This window comes from Priestia sp. 179-F W1.4 NHS (assembly GCF_045369295.1).
GTDB lineage: Bacteria > Bacillota > Bacilli > Bacillales > Bacillaceae_H > Priestia > Priestia zanthoxyli.
In genome coordinates, this window is sequence record NZ_JBIQFF010000005.1 from 108719 (window position 1) to 133035 (window position 24317).

A 24317-nucleotide genomic window follows, 5' to 3' on the forward strand; every position below is an offset into this window, starting at 1 on the left:
AGTTTACAGCCATGTTGTTTTTTCTGTAAACGATGTTCTAGCAGGCTCTTTCATTTTTGTAAGAGACTCTTCATTTGGATAGCCTAAAAATACGTTTCCTACCACGACTTTACCTGCAGGCTTTCCGATAAACTCATACAGTCGCTCATCTCGAACAAGACCAACTCCTCTTGTTCTCCAAACGAATCCAAGTCCTAGTTCTTTAGCAGCTAGCCACATGGAATGAATCGCGCATGAAACCGCATATTTGTTGTCTTCAGTGGCTTCGTCGTCTCCTCCAACTGTATCAGCTGTTACGACAATATGTACAGGCGTATTTTTCACTGCTTTTAACGAACTTTCTACTAAATGAGGCTTTGTCGGAAAGCGCTCCTTTAAATACGCTTCAGCCAGTTCTTCATACTTCTTTTTTGCTTCTCCTTGAATCACATAAAAGCTCCAAGGCTCTCTCATTCGGTCATTTGGAGCCCACGTCGCTGCTTCAAGCAGCTGTTCGATTTTCTCTTGTTCCACTTCACGCGGTTCATGATCTCGTACCGCTCTTCGTTCTTTTAGCTGTGAAATAATCGTCATATTGTCTCCTCCTTTTAACGTTAAAGCAGAATATTTTCCGCTCTTTCTTCGAACCATTTTATTTTTTCTCTAATTGTCACAACTTCACCTACAAGCACGATGGCAGGATGAGCAATTTCTGCTTTTTTTGCTATTTCTTCGATTGTGGCAAGTGTTCCCGTTACGGTGCGCTGATACTTCGTCGTTCCCCATTGAACAAGCGCTACTGGCGTATGTTTATCTCGTCCATGGTCCATCAACTGCTTGCATATATGAGGTAAATTTCCAACGCCCATATAAAACGCAATTGTATTTATTCCTTGAGCAAGCGCTGACCAGTTTAAATAATCTTTTCCTTTTTCTTCTCTTCCATGCCCCGTTACAATCGCAAAAGAAGTGGCATGATCTCTGTGGGTAACAGGAATTCCTGCATAAGCTGGAGCTGCAATTCCTGACGTGATACCAGGCACGACTTCGTAAGGAATTCCTTGAGTAGCAAGTACTTCAGCTTCCTCTGCTCCGCGGCCAAACACAAAAGGATCGCCTCCTTTTAAGCGCGTCACTACTTTTCCTTGAAGTGCTTTTTCAACAAGCAGTTCGTGAATACGATCTTGGATGACTCCGTGCTTGCCCGGTAATTTCCCGCAAAAAATAAGCTCCGCGTCTTTTTTAGCATAGTTTAATAACTGTTCATTAGCTAAGCGATCATATAAAATGACATCCGCCTCTTGAATACACTCCATTCCATATACGGTTATTAGCTTCGGATCTCCTGGTCCGGCTCCTACTAAATATACTTTTCCAACTGTCACACGGCATCTCTTCTTTCTTTTTTTACCGCTTTACACTGTTCCACCCAGTTTTCTACCATCTTCGTAGAAGAGCCGAAATGAAAGTGCGTATAGCCGGCAATTAAATTATTGTTCATATAGCCTTCTTCTTTCATTCCTCGCATCCCTTTTGTATCATAGGCAGGCGAAAACTCTTTCTCTGAATGAAAGGTTGAATAATGAAATTCATGGCCTTTAGCTTGTATATCGCCTTTAAATAAAAAATTCCCTGGCTTTCCCATCACTTCTCGGTACCCTAAAGCAGCCAATTTTGTCTGCATTCTTACTTGTCCGGGAATAAGCCCCACCATTTCATGGCATGTATCATCTGTTGTGACAATAGCATCTGTTAAAAACATAAAGCCTCCGCACTCAGCAAGTGTAGGAATCCCTTTTTCGATGGCTGCTCGAACAGAATTTTTAACGTCAATTTGCTGAGCCAGCGTTTCAGCAAATTCTTCTGGAAATCCGCCTCCTATGTAAAGGCCATCAGCATCTTGCGGAACCGTCTCTCCTTTTAAAGGCGAAAATTCTACAAGCTCTGCTCCGTAAGCTTTTAACAATTCGAAATTTTCTTCATAATAAAAGTTAAAAGCGGCATCTCTTGCCACAGCAATTTTCACTTGAGGTACGGACGGCTTTGTAAAGATAGGATCATTAATTTCTATTTTAGGAGCTAAAGCCAGTTCATATACTTTTTCAATATCAATTGTATCATGAACAAGCTGCCCTAACTGTTCAAAAAACGGTGTTAATTCTCCTCGTTCAATCGACGGGATCAGCCCGAGGTGACGTTCAGGAATCGTAAGATCATCGTTTCTTTTCAAGTAGCCTACTACAGGGATATGACATTCCTGCTCAATCGCTGCCTTAACAAGTTTATAATGCCCTTCACTTCCAACTCGGTTAGCAATTACACCGACAATGTTCGCTTCCGGTAAAAATTGCTGAAACCCTTTTACAATTGCCGCTGCGCTTCTAGCCATACTAGCACAATTGACAACTAAAAGGACAGGGCTATTGGTGATTAAGCTGATTTCTGCTGTTGTCCCTTCGTTCGTTAACGGATTTTTCCCATCAAAAAATCCCATAACTCCTTCCATGATGGAAATATCAGCGTCTTCACTAGCTCGAGCTACAATTTCCCTAACCATATCGTGTTCAAGCATCCAGCTGTCTATATTACGAGACGCTCGTTCTGTAACAGCCGTATGATACGTTGGATCAATATAATCGGGTCCGCATTTAAACCCTTGAACTCTATAACCAGCTTGTTTTAATGCCGCCATCAGCCCAATTGTAAGTGTTGTTTTCCCTACGCCACTTCCGGTACCGGCAATGACGAGTCTTCTGTTTGACATGTTGTTCTCTCCTTTAGTCATATGGAATAAGCGCCACTGAAATGGTGACATTCCCTGACTTTTTCTTCACAAGTTCAAGCGTATCAGCACCGCTGTATAACATAGCAGCAGGTTCACTAACGCCATATGCACCTGTATATTTAAAGACAGTATCTGAAGGCTGTTGGATACTTATGCTGTTTAGCTCTTGGGGCGAATAATAGACAAACTCCCAGCCGTACTTAGACGCCACTTCTAGCAGCCCTTCTTCATCTTTCTTTAACTCTATTGTACATAATGCTTTTACACTTTTCATTGAAAACTGAAGTTCAGCAAGCGTTTTTTCAATAACGGTTTCAATTTCCGCTGCGCTTGTTCCTCTGTTGCACCCCATCCCAATCGCCAGTACTTTTGGACGGTAAAGAACACCGTTTTCTAAGATCGCTTCTTCTTCTTTTTTTAAATTGCGATGCGTTACGACCAAGGCTGCATGTGGCGATGCTTCGAGAGCTGTCTGAATCGATGAGTACGTTTTAATGTTAGCTGGAACAGGGTGCTCATAGTGCCACCAGCCCTTTTCACCTGATTCTTGAACCACCGCTATTGCTTCTTCGTTTACTACAGAAGCGCTGACAGGGGTTAGCTTTTCTGCTGATTCCCACACCCATCCAAAGCGCTTACCAAATAAATCAACGGGAATCGTTTTTTGAACATCGGATGCTGTTGTAATAACAGGATGAGCTTCAAGTGCTGCCGCAACTTCACGCGTTAGTTCATTTGCTCCTCCGATATGACCTGAAAGCACGCTGATGACATTTTCGCCTTTATCATCAATGACAACAACCGCAGGATCCGTTTTCTTATCTTTTAAAATAGGGGCAATCATACGTACAACTGCTCCCAGTGAAATAATAATAATAAGTCCTTTATACGATTCAAAAAGAGAAGGCAAGAGCATCCGCACGCTTCCTGAAAACAGCTGAATGTTCTGTTCTCTTTCGTCTCCTTTTTCAAACTTGCTCATGTAATACACATCGGACTGCTGAAAAGTGCGGCCTAGATTTCTTGCAATTTCTACGCCATGCTTCGTGATGGCCACGACAGCATAATCCCCGCGCTGTGTAATGAGAGCTTTTTTTCCTTCTTGGAGTTGAATCATTCCGACTTCACTCCTCTTCGAAAGCCATGGGTAAATGTTTTATCATAAAGTTTTGATCGATAATCTTTGTCATGAATGTGGGGGTCAAGGGCCCAGCCTGCCAAAATCATCGCCTGCTTACGAATGCCGTTTGTTCGCATAGCATCATCCAGGTCTTTTACCGTCGTGCGAACAATTTTTTCATCTGGCCACGTTGCTTTATAGACTACTACAACCGGCGTGTCCTCACTCCAACCGGCGCTTATAAATTCTTTAATTACTTTTTTTGTGAGCGTCGCACTTAAAAATAAAGCAATGGTACATTTATGTTTTGCTAAATCAGTTAATTTTTCAAACTCAGGTACAGGCGTTCTTCCTTCAGCACGAGTTAAAATAACCGTTTGAGTCAAATCTGGAATGGTTAATTCTGCTTCAGCCGCTGCTGCTGCAGCAAATACGGAGCTGACTCCCGGAACAATTTCAATATCAACGCCTTCTCTTTTTAAAAGCACCATTTGTTCCATAATGGCTCCGTACATAGCCGGATCTCCGGTATGAACTCTTACAACCATTTTTCCTTCACGCATGCGATCAAGCATCGTACTGACCATTTCTTCTAAATGCATACCAGCTGTTTTTAACACTTCAGCTCCTGGTTTAGACTTAGCAACTAGCTCTTCACTTACTAGTGAGTCAGCGTATAAAACAACATCTGCCTGCTGAAGTAATTTTAAGCCTTTTACGGTAATTAAATCTGGATCTCCGGGTCCAGCTCCGATTATGTATAACTTCATTTTCGCACCACCATTAGCGTTAAGTATTGTAAATCGGCTCCTTCTAGTTCTGAAGCTTTCCAAATAATTTCTTCATCTGACGTTACTTTTGTTACCACCGATGCTTTTTCAAGCAGATCAAGCTCTTTTAAAAGACCGACCATAAAATCGATGACTTTAGCCACTTTAATAAAAATAACGCAGTCGTTTTCCACCAATACTTTTTTCATTGTTTCATAATCTTCACGAGCAGGAACAATGGCCACATGTTCATCACCGTCTGCTAATGGAATGCCTAAGCGAGACGCAGCCCCGTTAATAGATGAAATACCAGGAATTACTTGAATAGGAGCTTGAGGGTGACGTTCTTGCATCAGGCGCATCATGTGAATAAACGTGCTATAAAGCATAGGATCTCCCTCTGTCACAAATGCTACATCTTTTCCCTCCTGGAGCTTTTCCCATACTCGTTCCACTGTTTCGGTCCATTTTTTCTCTAAAATAGCAGGATCTTTTGTCATTGGAAACACAAGGCCTAGCATGTCTTTTTCATTTGCACTGAAATAGACATCAATAATTTTTTGGGCGTAGCTTTTGCTTCCTTTTTGCTTTTTTGGGTACGCAATAACGGGTGATTCTTTTAATTTACGAAATGCTTTTACTGTAATCAATTCTGGATCTCCTGGTCCAACTCCAAGTCCGTACAATGTTCCAATCATGTTCATTCTCCTCTTTTGGCTGTAATAATATAAATGGGGTTTAAAGCGTCAAATCGTGTTAAGTGTAAAATTGGCTTGCTTCTTGAAACTTGTGCAAGGGTAACAGCAGTCTCAAATCCTCGCTCTTTAAAAGCTTTCATCGCTTCTGCCAAATTTTCAATCGTTACGGCATTTAATACGATGCGCCCTTCTGAATTTAATCGGCTGCAGCACACGTCTAAAATGGTTTCCATGCCTCCTGCTGTCCCTCCAATAAACACCGCATCAGGATCAGCAAACTCACCTAACCCTTCCGGTGCTTTTCCGTGCACAGTATGGGCATCTACTCGAAATTTCGCTAGATTTCCCCTGCAGTTTTCCAAGTCTGCTTCGTTTTTTTCCACAGCAAAAATTTGTCCTTCACGCGCAATTTTAGCTGCTTCAATCGCGACTGAACCTGTACATGTTCCGATATCCCATACGACGCTGTCTCTCTTTAGCTGCAGGGCACTAATACTAAGTGTACGAACTTCTTTTTTAGTAATGAGTCCCTTGTCCGGCTTGCGTTGAATAAATTCATCGTCCTCTATTCCGAGAGGCCAGACTGGACTTTTTTCTACCTGTTTTAATATCACGACATTAAGCGGAGAAAAGAGTTGATTCGCCGCCTCTTCCAGCGAAAGCAGCTGACAGCGCTCCGCCTCTCCACCTAGATTCTCTGCCACAAACATCTTGTATTCTGTCATGCCGAATGATAACAAGTAGTTTGCCAGAGCACTAGGAGAATTTTGCTCATCGGTTAAAATCGCCACTTTTTTATAACCGTCAATGCGCTGAGCCAGCCCTTTTATACTTCTGCCGTGCACGCTTGTAAAATAAGCGTCTTGCCATCGCTCTTTTAGACGTGAGAATGCAAGCTGAATAGAACTTAAATAAGGATATATTTCAACGTCTAGCTTCGCAGAAAGATAGCTTCCAATTCCGTAAAATAACGGATCGCCTGAGGCTAACACAACCGCATTTCCTTCTTCGTTTTTTAAACGTTCAACAAGGGAAGAAAGACCTCCTTCAATGGCTACTTTTTCTCCTTCGAAATCTTGAAAAAAGTCAAGGTGACGCTTTCCTCCAATTAGCACATCACTTTCATACACCCACTGTTCATACATAGGAAGTAGACTTAACTTCCCGTCGTCACCAATTCCAATAATTTTAATTGCCATGTTGCACCGCCTGTCCTAAAAAATCTCCTTTTAATGTGTAAAGAGACGTATCGACATCGATTCCGTCCCCTACTTCCTTTAATGCTGATAAACAGCAGTACTCGCACAGTTTTTCGAAAAACTGATGATGACCGCTTTGCGTCATTAAATCTCCCACTTGAGAAGCTGTGTTTGCGCCTTTTATTTCCTCTACCAGTTCAGCAGAAGCGCCTGACTCAGAAGCTGCTTTTGCTAAAAAATTAAAATCAATAGGTGCACTTTTTGAATGAACCATCATAACGCCTTGCGCGACTTTTGAAAACTTTCCCATCATGCCTACGAGAGACACTTTTTTCATTCCTTGCTTTTTACATTGTTTTAACGTAAATCCAACAAAATCTCCCATTTCGATAAATGCTTCTTCCGGAAGTTCTGGGAACTGTTTCATTCCATATTTTTCGCTTCGTCCCCCTGTCGTAATGACAACGTGCTCACAATTACTTGCTTTAGCAACGCTAATGGCCTGCACGATACTTGCTTTATAAGCAGCTGTTGAGAACGGAACAACAATTCCCCGCGTCCCCAGTATCGAAATGCCTCCTAAAATACCTAGACGCGCATTTAATGTCTTTTTCGCCATTTCTTCTCCTTCAGGAACCGAGATGACAATCTTAACGCCTTTTTGTATGTTGTATTGGGCTAGAAGCTGTTCAGCCGTTTCTTTCAGCATCTTTCTTGGCACAGGGTTAATGGCTGCTTCACCGACAGAAACTGGGAGACCGGGCTTTGTCACACGCCCTACTCCCACTCCTCCATCAATGATAATGTCTGCACCATTACACCACGAAACTTCAGAAATAATCAGCGCTCCGTGCGTGGCATCGGGATCATCTCCAGCATCTTTAATGATGCTGGCTACAGCGCTGCTTGTGCGATACTCGCATTCTTCAAGATGAAACGTAGCAAAGCGACCAACAGGTAAGTAAATCGTTGACTCCTCTTGCACTTCTCCTGAAATTAGCGTAAGCAGAGCTGCTCTCGTAGCAGCCGTTGCACAAGCGCCCGTCGTATAGCCTTCTCTGAGTTTCTTAGGTTCTTTTGGTACTTCCTTCATGCGTTACACCTGATCTGCAAGAATTGAGATTGCATTTAATGCAGCAACCGTTACCGTACTGCCGCCTTTTCGCCCGATGTTTGTAATAAACGGCACGTCAAGTTTTGCAAGTTCTTCTTTCGATTCAGCTGCTGAAACAAATCCTACCGGCAGACCAATAACAAGCCCAGGCTTCGCTTCTCCTTCTTTAATCAAACGAATTAATTCAAGTAAAGCTGTGGGTGCGTTCCCAATTGCAAAAATTCCACCGTCTGCTTCTTTGATGGCTTTTCGCATAGAAATAATTGCACGCGTTGTATTTAAGCGCTTTGCTTCTTCCATTACGTCCGGATCCGAAATATAAACTTTGATTTCACCGCCGTGTTTTTCAATTCGCTGCTTGTTTGTTCCTACTTGCACCATTTGTACATCTGCAACCACTTGCTTGCCGCTGCGAATAGCTTTAATTCCTGCTTGAATCGCATCCGGATGAAACAGCATGCTGCGTCCAAGCTCAAAGTCTGCAGACGCATGAATTACGCGCTGAACAATTGGGTACTGTTCGTCTGTAAACGGATGAGGCCCAAGCTCTTCTGTAATCATCTCAAAACTTTTTCCTTCTATTTGCTGAGGCTGAACAGTTAACGGTTTAAATTCTGTACGAAAATCCATCTCAATCAACTCCTATTTTGGTTTACTAAAGCATGAACCACTTCTTCAAACGTGGAATACACGGTCCCATACTCAATTTTCGGTCGCCCAATCATAATAATATCTAAGCCTAACTCTTTAGCTGCTTCCACTTTTTCATCCACAGATCCAACTTTTCCGCTTTCTTTTGTGACCATGACCGTCACTCCGTATTGCTTATAAAGCGCTTGATCAAACTCTTTTGTAAACGGACCTTGAATAGCAATAATATTTTTTTGCGAAAATCCCAATTGCTGGCACTTTTCCATATTATCCAGCCTTGGAAGCATACGAGCAACAAGCCGTACATCTGAAAGAGGAAGCAGCTTTTCTGTAAAAATCTGCAGCGTTTTGCTGCCTGTTGTCAGCATAATAACTCCTTTTTTCTCAGCTGCTACTTCTGCTGCTTCTTCATACGTAGAAACCATTGTCATATTATCATAGGTAAAAGCCTGCGAAGCCCGCTCATAGCGTATGTAAGGAATCGCTGTTTCAGCAGCCGCACCGATGGCGTTTTTAGATGCTTCTTCGGCAAAGGGGTGACTTGCATCCACAATAGCTTTTACACCATGTTCGTTTATAAAAGTCATCATATCTTCTTGTGTGAGACGTCCAATTTTCACTTTCACTTCTGCTCGCTGTAATTCGATTGCTGCATTGTCGGTTACAACCGTCGCCGTAACGTCGTAACCTTCTTTTTTCACTTGAACAGCTAATGCACGTGCATCGCTAGTTCCCGCTAACAATAAAATCATTTTAACTCGCCGACCTTATCTTCATGGTGGTGATGGTCATGATGGTGATCGTGGTGATGATGCCCGTGATCATGATCATGATCATGATCGTGATGATGATGGTGATCAATATGCTCCATAATGCCGAGGCGATATTGACATGTATCGCAGTTCATTTTCACTTCGCCTTCTAATCCTTCTTCAGCACGTTCTTTTAAAATTGTCTGCAGTTTTGGATGAAAACCGAAATAGCCGGCTAGCTTAAACTCAATGTTTTCATGCTGCATTTTATACTGCTTCACCATTTCTTCCAAACGCTTAATTAGTACTCCTGTAAATAAGAAATACGGGAGAATAACCACTTTTTTAGCGCCCAGTTTTAAACATCGTTCCACTCCTTCATCAATCAATGGAGCGGTCACGCCCATAAAAGAAGTTTCGACGATTTTGTAGTTTGTTTTTTCCCAAAGAAGGCGTGTAATTTTATATAAATCACTGTTTGCATCAGGATCGCTTCCTCCTCGCCCTAAGACAATAACAGCCGTGTCTTCAGCTGGAGTTTCTAAATTTTCTCCTGATTCTTGTAATCTCGTTTTTAAAATTTCAAGGGCTTCTTCATGAACGCCAATGGGACGTCCGTACACGAAGTTTACGTGTGGATATTTTTCCTTAGCTTCATCTATAGCCGCCGGAATATGTATTTTTGAGTGGCCAGCTGGCAAGAGCATAATTGGAACTACAACTACATCTGTCGCTCCTTTTGCCACACATGTATCAATGCCTTGACTTACATTCGGACGTTCAAACTCTAGAAAACACGTTTCTACTAAAATAGATGGGTCCCAATCATGCTTCATAGTCGAGATAAACTCGCGAATTTGATCGTTCCCTTCAGGATCTCTACTTCCATGACCGACAAATAAAACTGATTTCATATAATGCCCTCCCATTTTTAATCTCCACACGGAGCTGGTTCTACTTTTATTTTTGGTGTTATATCTTGATAGTCGAATCCATAAACATTCTTCACACGCTTAAAGAATTTATGAAACCGCTCATTTGGATGACCTTTTTCTTTATATTCATGGACAATGTTCTCCACTATTTCAACAATGTCATCGGGCGCTATGCCTTCCGCCACAATTTGACCTGAATGGGCGTTTCGTCCAACCGTTTTAGCCCCTAAAAATAAGTCAAACGCACCTTTTCTGTAGACAATGCCAATATCTTCTTGAACAGCACCGTAACAGGCCATACCGCATCCATTAATACCAAGCTTCAGCTCTTTTGGCATGTCCATTCCACCGAGACGCTTTTGTAATTGTTCCGTATGCGGGATGGCGTCACTTTTTTCTCCATCACAAAAATCACACGCTTTAATTGTAAACACGTCTCCGACTGGAGATAGTAAAAAGGAAGCTGATTGGAGCTTTTTAATAATCACATCTGGCTGAGCCGTTGGAATTTGCAGTTTGATTTGATGGTCAGGCGTATACTCCATCGTACCTTTTTCACCAACAACTTCTGCTAGTGTTGTCATTTGAACGGGCGTAAACTTCTTATTTGCAAGCCCTGGACTAACTGCCACTTCAAAAATAGACTCAATTGGCTGGTGTACGACCGGTGAAGTAGCTTCACCTAAAATTGCTTGAAGCGCTTCTTCTGCCAGAGCTCGTGAAGCTGCTTTTTCTTCTTTTGTATTCTGAACATCTTCAATAGCTGAAGCCGTTTGCTTTACAGTCTCCTCTTGATCAAGAGCCCATGGTTCTGCTTCTTTTCGAAGTCGCTGATGCGGTCTTAGCGGCTGCTCTGTTTGGTTGAGGGTATATTTCCGCTGATACCCGCGCGGTGTAATCATTAAGTCATCGTAAAAGAACGTAGATGAATTTCCGACAACAACGGTAGTCAGCATGCCTATTTCATGATTTAACATGTCTTTTAAATTGGTCATTACCACTTCTTCACGGTCACGATAAGCGCTTTTCACAAGACCAACAGGCGTATCGGGGGAACGGTATTTTAATAAAATCCTTTGCGCTTCCACAATTTGTCTTGTGCGTCTTCCGCTTTTCGGATTATAAAAAGCTACTACAAAATCTGCTTGTGCAGCTGCTTCGATTCGTTTTTCGATTAACTCCCAAGGCGTAAGGTGGTCACTTAAACTAATCGTACAGGCATCATGCATCACGGGCGCCCCAAGGAGGGATGCGCATGAATTAATAGCCGAAATGCCAGGAATCACTTCCAGCTCTACGCCCGTTTCTTTTTTCCATCCTTTTTCAATCAACACTTCATACACAAGGCCGGCCATTCCGTATACTCCTGCATCTCCGCTTGAAATGACCGCCACGGTTTTTCCCGCTTCAGCTTGCTTTACGGCTTCTTGTGCACGGCTTACTTCTTCGGTCATTCCTGTACTAATAATTTGCTGATTCGTTAATAGTCCTTGAATTAATTCCACATAGGTTTTATAACCAATAATCATATCACTTTCTTGAATGGCTTCTCTTGCTCGCTGTGTAATATGTTCAAAGCTTCCTGGGCCGAATCCAATAACTAACAGTTTACCTTTCATGCTAGCTCCTCCTTTATGCGTTACTTTTTACTTTGTCAATTCCTTCTATGGAGTCACTCTTTTCCGGAGAAACAAAACCGTTTTGATCATATTCATAAATAAGTGATTCCTTTATACTGCAGCCTCCTGCTAAATGTTCTTCAACAATTCGATGAGCTACGTTTTCAGTGACCTGCTTGTACCAATCTCCTGAAGGGTACACTATAGCTACAGGAGCATCTTTGCATCTTCCGTTACAGCGCGTACGGGTTGTGTGAACCGCTTCATCTAGATTCAGTTCAGTCACTTTATTTCGAATAGCTTGCGTGGCTTCTTCTCCACCTTTTCTCATACAGCTGCTTCCATTACAAATCAATACGTGATGTTTTGTTCCATTTAAGTTCCACGTCGTCACACTTATTCGCTCCTTTACTAAAAAAACGCCTCTATCAATGATAGAGGCGCAGAAAAATTCAAACTAAGTTTTTGCACTTCCACCTATATCCCGTAGGGTAAGCTTCGCATTAGAAAAAGGCTGGTTTCCTGGCTTCGATTCATCACTTGATTGCGCCTTCCCGAATACAGTGGCATATGCAATCAGCTCCTCTTCACAGTGGCGGGTACCGCGCTGGCTTCACACCAGACTTCCCATTTAACGCAATGTGAACATTGCGCACCTTTTTTGCACGATATGTAGTTTTGTGCTACGAGAAAAACCCGCTTCGCTAATATGCGAGCGGGTAAAACGTCAGAATAAAAGTGTACACGAATGCCACTTTAAGCCAACGTTTCCCTTCCCGCTCCCCGGAGAAATAGAAACTTCACAATAAAGACAGGTCTCCTGACTTGTGTATCATTCTACTTGAGAACCTTCCCGTGATTTTTCCACAGTGGTTATACTCGTTCGTCCACACTTACAGTTGCGGGGGCAGTACTGGTCTTTCACCAGTTTCCCTATTAAGCCTTCTTGGCATCTTTACTGTTGCTGTTTGATATATATGAACCTTTTAAACTATCAGAATAATAGAAGTAACTACCATATCATAGCGTACATTTTTTTTTATTTCAACTCTATTCTTTTCGTAAGATACAAGAAGCTATAAAAAAACAAGAGCATAAAGTCAGCTCTTGTTTTTTCATTATATAGCTACTAATGTTAAATGAGGATCATTATAATACACGACTTCTGAAAGAACTTTACAGCCATTTGTTTTTGCAAAAGCTTCTCTCGCCTGCGTTTCAGTTTCAAATTCAAACATTTTCATTTCTTTTCCAGCATATACCGTCAGTACCCACATGAAAAGATTCGCCTCCGATTATTGTAGTGATCGCTATATCCACATTATGACGAAACCATATCCTTTTGAAAACCCATTCTACAAAACTTGTCACAAGAAACTTTTAAAAATTTAAAAACATTTTAACTTCTGTAAATGAACAAAATGTACAAAAGGTTTAAGCCGTATTATACCTCTTTAAAAAAGGTGCTTTTTTTACCAACTGTTGCTTCACCAGTAAAAAAATATATAGTATTTATTAAAAAAAGAAGCCGGACAGCTGGCTTCTTTTTTAGGAAAGGAAAGTACAGACATCACAGTCCCGTCCTGCTCTTTGTTTTGCATAAAAATACACTAATTAAATATTCCTTTCTTAAAGCAGAACCATGTTCGATTGCACATAGTGGTAAAGAAGCTTGTACGTATGGTTCAATGAATCTTGATGCGTTCTCTCAAACGCATGAGAAGAATCAATTCCTGGACCAATTAAGCCGTGTACGATGTCATGCCCGGCACGAATAGCAGCAGAAGCATCTGATCCGTAAAACGGATAAATATCTAATTTGTACTGAATATCATGCTGCTTAGCTAGCTCCACCAAATGCTTTCTCAAACCGTAATGATATGGGCCGCTTGAATCTTTTACACAAATAGACACGGTGTATTCATCAGTAGATTGTCCATCTCCCATGGCACCCATATCAACCGCTAAGTATTCTACCGTTTGAGGCGTAATGTTCGAATTTCCTCCGTATCCAATTTCTTCATTATTTGAAATAAGAAAGTGCGTAGTGTATGGCAGTTCGATCTGCTCTTCTTGAATTGTTTTCATGAGCTGAAGCAATAAAGCTACGCTTGCTTTATCATCGAGATGACGAGATTTAATAAAACCGCTTTTTGTTATTTCTACACGAGGATCAAACGAAACAAAGTCGCCGACTTCAATTCCAAGACTGCGAACATCTTCTGCGCTATGTACTTTTTCATCCAATCGAATTTCTATATTATCTTGATTTCGCTCAGCTTTACCTGCATCTTTATACACATGAACAGATGTTTGATGCATAAGGATGGTCCCTGTAAATACTTCTCCTGCTGACGTTTCGATTTCACAATATTCTCCTTCAATGGAATTGTAGCGGAACCCTCCAATCAAGTCGATTTTCAGACGTCCACTCGGTTTGATTTCTTTTACCATAGCACCTAATGTATCGACATGAGCCGTCAGCATGCGGTGATGATCCGTATCTTTACCGGGAATAGTAGCGACTAAGCCTCCTTTTCGATTGCGATACGTTTGAATATTTAGCTCTTTTACATAGTCTTCGACAAATGAAATCACCTTTTCTGTATTTCCAGCAGGACTGGGAATTGAAACAAGCTTTTTAATTAACTGAACAGTTTCCGTCATTATGACACTTCCTTTGTCTCTCATTTCTTTTATTTTACCATATGTTTCAAAAAAGATAACAGGCAGCTCCAAACAAAAAAGCCAGGCAGCTGCCCGGCTTTTTTGTTTTAAGCTATGTTTGATTTCTTTAATTCATTTGTGTAATTTAATGATTTTTGCTTATCAAACTCGCCTTCAGACTTGGACATTACAATTGCAGCTAAAGCATTTCCTACTACGTTAACTGTGGTACGCATCATATCAAGAATGCGGTCAATTCCTGCAATAAATGCCATGCCTTCAAGAGGGAAGCCCATAGATTCAAGCGTAGCAAGTACAACTACAAACGATGCCCCTGGTACACCAGCCATCCCTTTTGAGGTTAACATTAGCACAAGAAGGAGCTGAATTTGATCCATAATGGAAAGGTCAATGCCGTACATTTGAGCAATAAACAGCGATGCCAGCGCCTGATAAATGGTTGAACCATCTAAATTAAACGTGTAGCCTGTTGGAATAACAAACGATGTAACCGATTTAGAACAACCGAAGTCTTCCATCTTTTTGATAAGAGATGGTAAAACGGCTTCTGAACTTGCTGTTGTAAAAGCAAGAAGCAGCTCGTCTTTTAACACTTTTATGAGCGTAAACATGCTTGTTCCAGCCATTTTAGCAATAATTCCAAGAACCACAAGCACAAAGAAAATCATGGTGAAGTAAACGGCGAACACTAATTTCCCTAATGGAATAAGTGATCCGACACCAAACTTTATAATATTAACACCAATAAGTGCAAATACACCTACTGGAGCAAATTTCATCACCAAATTAGTTACCCAAAACATTGCATCCAAGACGCCTTCAAAAAAAGCTAAAACAGGTTTTCCTCTCTGTCCAATCGAAGCTACGCCTACACCAAACAGTACGGAAAATAAAATGATTGGTAAAAGATCGCCTTCTGCTACCGACTGAAAGACGTTTGTCGGAACAATATGAAGAAGCTCCTGAGCAATCCCTGTACTTTCAGACGTTTTTGCCGTTGCCTCATATTGAGAAATATCGCTTTTTTCAATATGTCCCATATCAACCCCTGCACCAGGGTGGAATAAGTTCGCGGCAATAATCCCCACTATAATCGCAATGGTTGTAACAATTTCAAAATAAAGAATTGTTTTTCCGCCAAGCTTACCTAATTTTTTAATATCGCCTACTCCTGCGACCGCTACGATTAATGCTGAAATCACAATCGGTACGACAATCATCTTAATTAAATGAATAAATATGTCTCCAATTGGCTGTAAAATAGAAATGGCCGTATCGCTTCCGTAAAAGATAGCACCTACAGCTACGCCTAAAATCAGTCCAATTAGAATCTGAGTTGCTAGACCTAACCTTTTCACTTTCTTGCTCCTTTCGCACAGTTGACTTTCATCCATTGAGCATATGCGGTTCAACGAACCGTGTATAAATATACACCCTTACAGCACCTTATGTAAACAGCTCTTTACTAAAAAAATGTAAGACCGCACATGCAAATTTTTAAAACTTACAGTTCTGTTTTATCATATCAAATGATTGTTGTATACCGAGATTTTTTCGCTGCGTATTTTTCTATTTTTGCTATTTTAGCGAATAAATTAAAAAAATAAAATTTTATATTGAAATATACATTTTAGGTTAGTATAATACGATACATGTTTATTTTTATTATTCGAATATAAAATTCTGAAAATTTTAATTATTCAACACGGTAATAAAAAGCATTTATAATTTTGGAGGTTTTAATGTGTCAAACAAAGTTCCTTTTTCATTTATAGTGGTTATTGGCTTTATGCTTTTTGCCCTATTCTTCGGCGCAGGTAATTTAATTTTCCCTGCAATGTTAGGTCAGTCTGCTGGAAGCAATATTTGGTCAGCAAATGCTGGATTTTTAGTAACGGGTGTAGGTCTACCTCTGCTAGGCGTTCTCGCGTTTGGTTTTTCCGGAAAAGAGGATCTGCAGTCTTTAGCTAGTCGTGTACACCCAGCTTTCGGTATTATCTTTACTACGATTTTATACTTGGCAATTGGACCGCTTTTTGCAATGCCAAGAACGGGAAGTGTTTCGTTTGAAATTGGCGTTAAGCCTTTTTTATCAGAAAATTCAGGTCACCTTCCCCTTATCATTTTCACGGTAATTTTCTTTACGATTACGTGCTTTTTTTCGCTAAATCCTGCGAAAATTGTCGATTTAGTAGGAAAAGTTTTAACACCTATTAAATTAACGTTTATTGGAATATTGGTAGTTGTAGCCGTTGTGAACCCAATTGGGAAATTTGAAGCACCAAGCGAAGCTTATACAACGCACGCATTCTTTAAAGGCTTCCAAGAAGGTTATTTAACAATGGATACACTAGCATCATTTGTTTTTGGAATTATTATTATTAATGCAATTAAAGAAAAAGGAGCAAAAACCAACCGACAAATCATCACAATTTGTGCAAAAGCTACGGCTATCGCTGCCGTTATTTTGGCTCTTATTTATAGTGCATTGTCTTATATGGGTGCTTCAAGCGTATCAGAGCTTGGACGTCTTGATAACGGAGGTACGGTTTTGGCTGAAGTATCAAATTACTACTTTGGCTCTTACGGAGGAATTCTTTTAGGTCTGATGATTACCGTTGCTTGTTTAACAACAAGTGTAGGCCTTGTAACATCTTGTTCATCTTTCTTCCATAAGCTGTTTCCAAGGGTTTCTTATAAGTTGATTGCTGTCATTTTATCAGCATTCAGCGCCGTTGTAGCAAACTTTGGCTTAACGGAATTAATCGCTATTTCGGTTCCAGTCTTAACAGCTATTTATCCGTTAGCTATTGTGTTAATTGCTTTAACATTTCTACATCCTTTATTTAAAGGACGTTCTGAAGTTTACCAAGTAAGCCTTCTGTTCACGTTTATCGTTAGTTTATTTGATGGCTTAAATGCTGCTGGATTCAAAATTGCCGCAGTAAACGATCTGTTTACATCGATTCTACCTATGTATGGAGTGGGTCTCGGCTGGGTAGTTCCTGCTATTGTAGGAGGATTAATCGGTCTTGGCATTACCTTCCTTCGTACAAATGATAATACGAACAGAAACACTTCAAGAAAATTGATTAAATAAAAAGAGGATGCATTTGCATCCTCTTTTTATTTTGGCGTCTTATGAATAAGGAGTTTTTTTCTCCGTTAACTTCACTTCTTCCTTTAACACACGTTTTTCATATAGATATTTATCCGTTCGTTGAAAATGATATTTATCAGCTTTTTCTTTTTCAGGTGTGGTCAAAAGCACTCGAACATCAGAAGCAGCTGACACACCAAACGTTTCATTTTGATAAGTAGCATACGGAGCTACAAAAAACACTTCTTCAACAGCATCACGAGGAACTTCTTTTGTAAAAGTCGTGTCATTGTATGGAATGAATCCATTTGCTACATCGCCTTTATCATAGCTAATCAGCTTTACACACCCGTTTTCCGTTTCATAACATTCGTAGTCTCGTTCATTATATGCTGCATACAAACCTTTTCGAATCATAAAAAAACATTCCTTTACATTGGTTTAGCAACCGCTGGTACAAATCGTTTTTCTTCTGCCACGTAGGTAGCTAAAAGTACTTCTTCCCCATTTACCACTTGATATAGTTCCGCTCCGTTTGCTGGTGGATAATAGTTATCAAATTTGAACTCTGGAACGGTTTCCCCGTTTCGAGATCCTGTAAACCCATTAAGCGTACATGGAGGTCCATCTGCTGTTTTCCCTCCGAACGCAGTTCCGTAGGGAATATCAACGTGGCTTACCGCTTGTGATTTAAATTTGATTACACCGTACGTCGATCCTTCTTCAGGAAACGGCCTTTTGCCTGAACCATCTGTATAATCTAAACGTAAGCTTTCAACAAAATCTTTGTACGAAGTAATATCATGAACATCTTCAGCCTTAGCTACATATCCTCCTAGTGCTGTATAAGATCCATCTACATACTTTTCAATATCTTTAGCAGGGATCGTTTTTTGCAGCAGCGTATCTTTTGTAATGGGCGAAACAGAGTCACGAATAGCCTTCATTACTTCTATTTCATGAGAAGTTAATGTTTTAACATCCTTTAATTTTAGTTCATTAAACTCCTTTTTTGTAAGATCGACGCGCTTCAGCACTTCATTAATTTTTTGATCAAAATCTTCTAAGCTTTCTAAATCTGAAGCCGTATAGTGAGCATCAACTGTTCTCACATCTTTATGTACTTTTTTAACTTCGTTTAATTCGTACTGTTCTACTTCATCAGCGGTTTTAAACGTTTCAACGCTTGAAATAGTTTCGCCGTTCGTATCAGCTACAATGTAACCATCTTCAGCTTTTATCACATATCCGACTTCTCCATTACCTAACGCAATTAAGTCTGACTGTTGAAAAGCGGCTTTCTCTTTTTCTTTTTGAAATTCTTTATCTGTCATTCCCTTAGTAACGAGGGCTTTAAGTTCTGACGTGTCTTTACTGCTCTTTTGATTTGCTTCTACTTTCTCAGCTGTAACTGACGAAGTTTCTGTATGAGATGAAGACTGAGTAACCGTTCCAACTACAAAAATAAGACCAAATACAATTCCTATCCCGTACAAAAATTTGCTTGTTTTGTGAGCTCTAAATAAAATTCCTAACACAATACAAACAATACCTGCAATTAAGCTATCTACTAATAATAGATGTCCCAACCAAACCCCTCCTCTTTAATTCTTGTTTATGTTAAAAAAATCCATAAAAGAAGTCAATACAATTAATGTAAATAAAGTTTTAAATAGGAATATATTCATAATTATTACTAATTAATCCCTTTTAGTAGGTCTCAAAAATAAAACACACCATCTAAAATAGATGGTGTGTGAAGTATAGTAAGTAATTAAGAAATTTGTTTAAGTTCTGATGAGAGTTTTAAAAACTCTTCTTTATTTTTCATCAATAGCGTGCGGTCGATTTCTTCTTTTAGCTGTGCTTTACGAAATTCTGCAATCGCCTTGTCTAAAACCATCTCAGCGAATAATGCATCAAGCACCTTTCCGTTGGATTTTTGCGGTGAATTAAGTAAATTCTTTTTCATAAGAAATCAACTCCTTGGCTTTTTTATAATATAACACAAATATTCTGACTTTTCAATCATTTAAACCAAGTATTTTAAATCTATTTTTTCCCACATAAAAAGGCCGCCCTTTTGTTATAAAGGGCGGCCTTTTTTTAAGAATCTACGGTTTTTTTTTTCACTTCCGCATAGTAGTTTTCATATTCAATAAACTCAGGAGCTTGATGAGCTGCCATGATGCCATGATAGCTAATATCTAAGCCCACTTCCTCTTCTTCTTCCGTAGAACGAAGCGGAACTACCAAGGAAATAACCTTTAACCCTATCCACGTCGTAACAAATCCCCAAGCGCATAGAGCAATTAATCCGAGAAGTTGAACACCTAATAACGTCCAGCTCCCTCCTGTAAACACACCGCCGTCTGTAGAAAATAAACCCACAGCCAACGTGCCCCATATTCCCGAAGCAGCGTGTACAGGAAAAGCTCCTACAGGATCGTCGATTTGACGTGCTTCGAGCCAGTTTGTAGCTGCCATCATTAATAAGCCGGATACAGCTCCAATAAAAATAGCAGATGGCGTATTTACAAAAGCGCACCCGGCCGTGATGCCGACAAGTCCGGCAAGCGATCCATTTATCACAGAAGGTGCATCTGAACGGTTGTAGCGAAATAAAGTATAAAATAAAGTAGCTGCTCCGCCTGCTGCTGCTGATAACATTGTGACAATAGCAATGTGACCAATTCTAACGTCAGTGGCACTTAGCGTACTTCCTGCATTAAACCCGAACCATCCAAACCATAATAAAAAAGCACCCACTGATGCAAGCGGCAAATTGCTTGGAAGAGAAACAGAACTAATTCCATTTTTCGTGAACTTCCCTTTTCTCGGTCCAATCATTATTGCAGCTGCTAAAGCTGAAAAACCGCCAAGAGCATGGATAACTGCCGAACCGGCAAAATCAAGCATCCCTAACTTACTAATCCATCCGCCTCCCCAAATCCAGTGGCCGGCTATAGGATAAATAAATGTAGTCATTAAAATCGCATATAAAAGATATGCGCGGAAATTAATTCGTTCTGCCACCGCTCCAGAAACGATAGAAATGACCGCAATCACAAACGCACATTGAAACAGCCAAAATGTTTCAAGCCCAATTGGAATGTCAAGGTGCGATAAATTACCTGAGAGCGCAAAACCGCTTTTACCGACGATTCCGCCTAAATCATCTCCGTACATTAATCCAAACCCAATTAAATAGAAACAAAGCGTTCCTATTGTAATATCAGCGAATACTTTCATAATAATATTGACGCTATTTTTATAGCGGACAAAACCTGCCTCTAGCAAGGCAAAGCCGCCTTCCATTAGCAAAATCATCGCGGCTGTTAATACAACCCACGTTGTATTTATCCCTAAACTTAGTTCATTAACACTCATATCCCAACGCCTCCACTGCTTTTTAATCGTTTTATTTCTTGTACAATAGCAGGCGAAAGCGTAATTTCACTTGTTTCTTCATTTTCCGCTTTTATTAATTCAAGAACTTCATGAAGTTCTCGCATTTGTGCTTTAAGGTGATCAATTTTTTTAAAGCGTTCCTTTACGTATACCATATACTCGACCGCTTGATGCTGACTTAAAGGACGCCCGGTAAAAAATTTGCGAAACGGTGATAGTGATTGATACCAAGCTTCTTCAGCACGTTTCTTCTCTTCGTATTTACTAATTTTCGTTTTTATATCTTCTATTTCTTGTGCTTTAGCTTCTTTTAACTTCATTATAAATTCAATTAATTTTAATTGAGGCAATGTAATGACCACATTATGATAAAGTTCATCCACTATAACCATGTTATATCTCCTTACATAAGATGTTATATTCTGATTATATGTAGAACACTATAGTAAGTCAATGTAATTTTTTGAAAACTCTTTAAATAGTAAATGCGCCCTATCTTTTTAATACTTATAGAATATTAAGTTCGTATGTGTTGAAATATGACGTTATTTGTTTTATCGTAGGAAGAGGAATCATGTTAGTTCCCTATTTTAATTTTATTTACCTAGGCAATTATTCGCTTTATTTTTTATAAACTTTTATTAAACAAAGGGTTACGAGGTTCTTCACTTATTTTTTCAACGAAATGAGTTGATTTTATCTCGTATTAAAATTAAAATAGAATTATGTGCAAGATTTCACAACTTCACAATGTAGTTTGAAAGTCTAGCAGATAACTAGGAACTACATATGCAACAGTATCCAGCAAAGGAGGACTTTTCATGTCTCAATCAACTATTCAAAAATCAGCTGCAGAGGAAAATGCTGCTGTACAAACAGAAGCGGCGGTTAACAAAGGTCAAGCGGATGTGTTAGATCAATTGTTAAAGCCTGAAGTACAAGAAGCTCTTACTGTTCTTGTAGATAATTTACCAAAATTATCTGAAATGGTAACGGTGCTTACAAAAACTTACGACGTTGCGCAATCATTATTAACTGACGACGTATTAAAAGAAGATCTACTTGGTGGAGTAAAAGAATTTATCGAGCCAGTAGAAGGAACAGTAAAAGGTCTTGCAGCTACTGCAATCGAAGCAAACGATCGTGCAGAAGCAAATGCTTCTAATTCAATCGGTTTATTCGGTTTATTACGCATGCTTAAAGATCCACAAGCTCAAAAACTATTCCGCTTTGCACAAGCGTATTTAGACATTACAAACGAAAAACAAAAATAATTTTCATTAAAAAGTGTGGACGGAGGATCGACTATGTCAAAACATATTTTAATTTTAGGCGGCGGTTACGGTGGTTTATTAACTGCAATGACAGCTCGCCAACACCTAAGTGCGGATGAAGCAAAAATTACAGTAGTGAACCGTTTTGCTACTCACCAAATCATTACAGAATTACACCGTCTAGCTGTAGGCGGCGTTTCTGAACAAGCGGTAGCTTTACCACTTGATAAATTACTTAAAAACTACAACGTTGATTTAAAAATTGCAACGGTAAAAGAAATTTCACCAGATCAACGTGAAGTATCTCTTGAAGATGGTACAAAATTAAGCTACGACTACCTTGTTACAGCTTTAGGTAGTGAAACTGCTTACTTCGGTATCCCTGGTTTAGAAGAGCACAGCTTCGTTCTTAAATCAGTAAATGATGCAAACCGTTTACGTGCACACGTAGAAGCTTGTATCGCTGAATACAGCAAAACAAAAAATAAAGCTGACGGTACAATCGTAGTTGGCGGTGGCGGATTAACAGGTATCGAACTTGTTGGTGAATACGCTGACTTAATGCCAAGCCTATGTCTAAAACACGGTGTGGATCCAAAAGAAATTTCTCTATACTGTGTAGAAGCAGCTCCTACAGTTCTTCCAGGCTTCCCTGCTGAATTAGTAGAGCGCGCTCAATCAAGCTTAACAAAACGTGGCGTTACATTCGTTACTGGTACACCTGTAACAAAAATGGATGCTACAACTGTTGAACTTAAAGACGGCAGCAAAATTGAAACAAAAACAATGGTATGGACTGGCGGAGTTCAAGGTAACTCTGTAGTTGCTAACTCAGGTATCGAAGTAAACCGCGGTCGTGCACTTGTAAATGAATTCTTACAATCTACATCTCATAAAGATGTATTCCTTGCTGGTGACTCAGCGGTTGTAATGGGTCCAGAAGGTCGCCCTTACCCACCTACTGCTCAATTAGCTTGGCAAATGGGTGAAGTTGTAGGCGTGAACTTAGCAGTAGCTATTCGCGGCGGAGCAATGGAATCATTCGTTCCTGTCTTCTCTGGTACACTAGGAAGTCTTGGACGCAAAGATGCAATTGGTACAATCGGCGGAAACAAAACGCAATTAAAAGGTTTACCAGCATCACTTATGAAAGAAGCAAGTAACGTTCGTTACTTATCTCATATCAAAGGATTATTCGCATTAGCTTATTAATCCGTCTTAAAACGAAAGAGGAATTTCCCTCTTTCGTTTTTTTATTTACATAAGCCAAGAAATAAGAAGCGGAAGCGTAATCAACGATAAAATAGCACTAATGACAAAAGCAGAGGCCGTTTCGTTTTCCAAGCTTTCAAACCTCAAAGCAATCATCGCAGCTACAGCAGACCCAGGAAAAGCTACCAGTAAAATAGCTTTTGTCACTTCATCTGAAGACAGCCCTATCCATACTGCAATTCCGAGCATAACGATCGGTTGAACCGCTACTTTTAAGACAGCGATCCCAAGCGCGCCTTTACTGAAGTTAATTTTTCCAATTCCAATCGTTACTCCTACTGCAAACAAAGCTGCTCCGGATGTGATACTTCCAATTTGATCAAGCATATCCTGTAACAGTTTAGGTGACTGAAAGCCGCAAAGCGTTAAAATCACTCCAATTAACGGGACACATGCCAAAGGCTCAGATAGACCATGCAAAATAGAATGAACCGTTACTTTGAATAAACTTGTTTTCTCTTCCCCTTCTTTTCGTCCCCTTTGGCCAACGGTTCCCAAAATCGTTGCCAACGGATCTAAAATCGCGTTCACCACGATTCCTGTGATGGCAATTGGAATCGCTACTGCACCTGCACCAAACAAGCCTCCAAGTACCGGAATGCCCATAAAAGCAAACGTTGGCTGAGCTGAGTTTAGAGCAAACATAGAAGAAGAAGTTAGCGTATGCTTCCCTGCATACTTCACGATGAGCAATATAATGAGATAAAACCCGACGATGCCTAAAATCAGCACAACTAAAAACGGCCATTCATCTATGAGTGTTTTTCTTGGCGTTGTCGTCACACCTACAAATAAGTGTGCAGGAAGCGCAAACTTCGTTACTAATGTGTTAAGCCCCTTAGACGTTTGCTTGTCAAATTTTTTAAAATGCCCTGCTAAATAACCAAGCAAAATGACAAAAAAGATAGGCGCGAGAATGAGAAAAATTTGACCTATGCTCATTTATCATT

25 protein-coding genes and 2 riboswitches are annotated in these 24317 nt (G+C 40.1%); of the genes, 3 read left to right on the forward strand and 22 right to left on the reverse strand.

The window, feature by feature from the left end:
* Positions 1 to 3: 3 nt before the first annotated feature.
* The 16 genes from ACH0CI_RS21060 to ACH0CI_RS21135 form a co-directional block, all read right to left on the reverse strand.
* Positions 4 to 573 carry a nitroreductase family protein gene (locus ACH0CI_RS21060; RefSeq protein ID WP_406902207.1) on the reverse strand — a complete coding sequence of 190 codons (570 nt, stop codon included), beginning with the start codon at positions 571 to 573 and terminating at the stop codon, positions 4 to 6.
* Between the two features lie 20 nt (positions 574 to 593).
* Positions 594 to 1364, reverse strand: a complete 771-nt coding sequence (cobA, locus tag ACH0CI_RS21065; protein WP_406902208.1) for a uroporphyrinogen-III C-methyltransferase — start codon at positions 1362 to 1364, stop codon at positions 594 to 596.
* On the reverse strand, positions 1361 to 2743 hold the full coding sequence (locus ACH0CI_RS21070; RefSeq protein ID WP_406902209.1) for a cobyrinic acid a,c-diamide synthase CobB: 1383 nt from the start codon (positions 2741 to 2743) through the stop codon (positions 1361 to 1363). Before ACH0CI_RS21070 ends, cobA begins: the two co-directional genes overlap by 4 nt.
* Before the next feature lie 13 nt (positions 2744 to 2756).
* Positions 2757 to 3881: a cobalt-precorrin 5A hydrolase gene (locus tag ACH0CI_RS21075; RefSeq protein ID WP_034269184.1), complete on the reverse strand. Its 1125-nt coding sequence runs from the start codon at positions 3879 to 3881 to the stop codon at positions 2757 to 2759.
* Positions 3878 to 4654: a precorrin-4 C(11)-methyltransferase gene (gene cobM / locus ACH0CI_RS21080; RefSeq protein WP_289577826.1), complete on the reverse strand. Its 777-nt coding sequence runs from the start codon at positions 4652 to 4654 to the stop codon at positions 3878 to 3880. The genes ACH0CI_RS21075 and cobM overlap by 4 nt, the downstream gene beginning before the upstream one ends.
* Positions 4651 to 5352 carry a precorrin-2 C(20)-methyltransferase gene (cobI, locus tag ACH0CI_RS21085; protein WP_033579168.1) on the reverse strand — a complete coding sequence of 234 codons (702 nt, stop codon included), beginning with the start codon at positions 5350 to 5352 and terminating at the stop codon, positions 4651 to 4653. Before cobI ends, cobM begins: the two co-directional genes overlap by 4 nt.
* A 2-nt stretch (positions 5353 to 5354) precedes the next feature.
* A complete protein-coding gene (gene cbiE / locus ACH0CI_RS21090; RefSeq protein ID WP_335707466.1) occupies positions 5355 to 6551 on the reverse strand; it encodes a precorrin-6y C5,15-methyltransferase (decarboxylating) subunit CbiE in 1197 nt (398 codons plus the stop codon).
* The gene (locus tag ACH0CI_RS21095) at positions 6541 to 7644 is read right to left on the reverse strand and encodes a cobalt-precorrin-5B (C(1))-methyltransferase (protein WP_406902210.1); all 1104 of its coding nucleotides are present in this window, start codon (positions 7642 to 7644) and stop codon (positions 6541 to 6543) included. The genes cbiE and ACH0CI_RS21095 overlap by 11 nt, the downstream gene beginning before the upstream one ends.
* A 3-nt stretch (positions 7645 to 7647) precedes the next feature.
* Complete coding sequence (locus ACH0CI_RS21100; RefSeq protein WP_013083415.1) at positions 7648 to 8295, reverse strand: precorrin-8X methylmutase; 648 nt, start codon at positions 8293 to 8295, stop codon at positions 7648 to 7650.
* A gap of 5 nt (positions 8296 to 8300) precedes the next feature.
* Positions 8301 to 9068, reverse strand: coding sequence for a precorrin-6A reductase (gene cobK, locus ACH0CI_RS21105; protein ID WP_406902211.1), 768 nt, complete (start codon positions 9066 to 9068; stop codon positions 8301 to 8303).
* Positions 9065 to 9982, reverse strand: a complete 918-nt coding sequence (locus tag ACH0CI_RS21110) for a sirohydrochlorin chelatase (RefSeq protein ID WP_155008066.1) — start codon at positions 9980 to 9982, stop codon at positions 9065 to 9067. Before ACH0CI_RS21110 ends, cobK begins: the two co-directional genes overlap by 4 nt.
* Positions 9983 to 9999: 17 nt before the next feature.
* Positions 10000 to 11622, reverse strand: a complete 1623-nt coding sequence (cobJ, locus tag ACH0CI_RS21115; RefSeq protein WP_406902212.1) for a precorrin-3B C(17)-methyltransferase — start codon at positions 11620 to 11622, stop codon at positions 10000 to 10002.
* Positions 11623 to 11635: 13 nt separating this feature from the next.
* On the reverse strand, positions 11636 to 12016 hold the full coding sequence (locus tag ACH0CI_RS21120; RefSeq protein ID WP_033579174.1) for a (2Fe-2S) ferredoxin domain-containing protein: 381 nt from the start codon (positions 12014 to 12016) through the stop codon (positions 11636 to 11638).
* 101 nt (positions 12017 to 12117) lie between these two features.
* A riboswitch (cobalamin riboswitch) is annotated at positions 12118 to 12297 on the reverse strand.
* A gap of 118 nt (positions 12298 to 12415) precedes the next feature.
* Positions 12416 to 12594: riboswitch (cobalamin riboswitch) on the reverse strand.
* Between the two features lie 146 nt (positions 12595 to 12740).
* Positions 12741 to 12899 (reverse strand): hypothetical protein, encoded by a 159-nt coding sequence (locus tag ACH0CI_RS21125; RefSeq protein ID WP_014459832.1) that lies wholly within the window; start codon positions 12897 to 12899, stop codon positions 12741 to 12743.
* A 352-nt stretch (positions 12900 to 13251) separates the two neighbouring features.
* The gene (locus ACH0CI_RS21130) at positions 13252 to 14289 is read right to left on the reverse strand and encodes a M42 family metallopeptidase (protein ID WP_406902213.1); all 1038 of its coding nucleotides are present in this window, start codon (positions 14287 to 14289) and stop codon (positions 13252 to 13254) included.
* A gap of 107 nt (positions 14290 to 14396) precedes the next feature.
* Positions 14397 to 15668, reverse strand: a complete 1272-nt coding sequence (locus tag ACH0CI_RS21135; RefSeq protein ID WP_406902214.1) for a cation:dicarboxylate symporter family transporter — start codon at positions 15666 to 15668, stop codon at positions 14397 to 14399.
* A gap of 386 nt (positions 15669 to 16054) precedes the next feature.
* Between ACH0CI_RS21135 and brnQ the strand changes: the two genes are divergently transcribed.
* Complete coding sequence (brnQ, locus tag ACH0CI_RS21140; protein WP_013057321.1) at positions 16055 to 17410, forward strand: branched-chain amino acid transport system II carrier protein; 1356 nt, start codon at positions 16055 to 16057, stop codon at positions 17408 to 17410.
* Positions 17411 to 17449: 39 nt separating this feature from the next.
* Here the strand turns inward: brnQ and ACH0CI_RS21145 are convergent, their stop codons facing one another.
* The 5 genes from ACH0CI_RS21145 to ACH0CI_RS21165 form a co-directional block, all read right to left on the reverse strand.
* On the reverse strand, positions 17450 to 17827 hold the full coding sequence (locus tag ACH0CI_RS21145) for a hypothetical protein (RefSeq protein WP_406902215.1): 378 nt from the start codon (positions 17825 to 17827) through the stop codon (positions 17450 to 17452).
* A gap of 14 nt (positions 17828 to 17841) precedes the next feature.
* Positions 17842 to 18999 carry a hypothetical protein gene (locus ACH0CI_RS21150; protein ID WP_406902216.1) on the reverse strand — a complete coding sequence of 386 codons (1158 nt, stop codon included), beginning with the start codon at positions 18997 to 18999 and terminating at the stop codon, positions 17842 to 17844.
* 185 nt (positions 19000 to 19184) lie between these two features.
* The gene (locus ACH0CI_RS21155; RefSeq protein WP_045291744.1) at positions 19185 to 19382 is read right to left on the reverse strand and encodes an IDEAL domain-containing protein; all 198 of its coding nucleotides are present in this window, start codon (positions 19380 to 19382) and stop codon (positions 19185 to 19187) included.
* 134 nt (positions 19383 to 19516) lie between these two features.
* Positions 19517 to 20800, reverse strand: a complete 1284-nt coding sequence (locus tag ACH0CI_RS21160; protein WP_406902217.1) for an ammonium transporter — start codon at positions 20798 to 20800, stop codon at positions 19517 to 19519.
* A complete protein-coding gene (locus ACH0CI_RS21165; protein WP_013057326.1) occupies positions 20797 to 21213 on the reverse strand; it encodes a hypothetical protein in 417 nt (138 codons plus the stop codon). The genes ACH0CI_RS21160 and ACH0CI_RS21165 overlap by 4 nt, the downstream gene beginning before the upstream one ends.
* Before the next feature lie 429 nt (positions 21214 to 21642).
* Between ACH0CI_RS21165 and ACH0CI_RS21170 the strand changes: the two genes are divergently transcribed.
* The gene (locus ACH0CI_RS21170) at positions 21643 to 22095 is read left to right on the forward strand and encodes a DUF1641 domain-containing protein (RefSeq protein ID WP_013057327.1); all 453 of its coding nucleotides are present in this window, start codon (positions 21643 to 21645) and stop codon (positions 22093 to 22095) included.
* 33 nt (positions 22096 to 22128) lie between these two features.
* A complete protein-coding gene (locus ACH0CI_RS21175; protein WP_013057328.1) occupies positions 22129 to 23307 on the forward strand; it encodes an NAD(P)/FAD-dependent oxidoreductase in 1179 nt (392 codons plus the stop codon).
* Between the two features lie 45 nt (positions 23308 to 23352).
* Here ACH0CI_RS21175 and ACH0CI_RS21180 read toward each other — a convergent pair whose 3' ends face one another.
* Positions 23353 to 24309 carry an AEC family transporter gene (locus tag ACH0CI_RS21180; RefSeq protein WP_034269159.1) on the reverse strand — a complete coding sequence of 319 codons (957 nt, stop codon included), beginning with the start codon at positions 24307 to 24309 and terminating at the stop codon, positions 23353 to 23355.
* Between the last annotated feature and the right edge of the window lie 8 nt (positions 24310 to 24317).